This window comes from Aeromonas sp. PrichA-15 (assembly GCF_017939245.1).
GTDB classification, from domain to species: Bacteria; Pseudomonadota; Gammaproteobacteria; order Enterobacterales; family Aeromonadaceae; genus Aeromonas; species Aeromonas caviae.
On sequence record NZ_JAGKRH010000146.1, the window covers coordinates 1 to 426 of the forward strand.

The window sequence follows — 426 nt, forward strand, 5'->3', positions numbered from 1 at the left end:
CCGTAGAACAAGCAGGCATCACGAAGCCCGCCACACCGCACACCCTCCGCCACTCGTTCGCGACGGCCTTGCTCCGCAGCGGTTACGACATTCGAACCGTGCAGGATCTGCTCGGCCATTCCGACGTCTCTACGACGATGATTTACACGCATGTGCTGAAAGTTGGCGGTGCCGGAGTGCGCTCACCGCTTGATGCGCTGCCGCCCCTCACTAGTGAGAGGTAGGGCAGCGCAAGTCAATCCTGGCGGATTCACTACCCCTGCGCGAAGGCCATCGGTGCCGCATCGAACGGCCGGTTGCGGAAAGTCCTCCCTGCGTCCGCTGATGGCCGGCAGCAGCCCGTCGTTGCCTGATGGATCCAACCCCTCCGCTGCTATAGTGCAGTCGGCTTCTGACGTTCAGTGCAGCCGTCTTCTGAAAACGACA

1 protein-coding gene is annotated in these 426 nt (G+C 62.0%); it reads left to right on the top strand.

Translation table 11 applies throughout. From position 1 onward, the window contains the following. A partial coding sequence (locus J9889_RS16650; protein ID WP_072262682.1) for a tyrosine-type recombinase/integrase occupies nt 1-224 on the top strand: 224 nt, incomplete at its 5' end. Nucleotides 225-426: the final 202 nt, after the last annotated feature.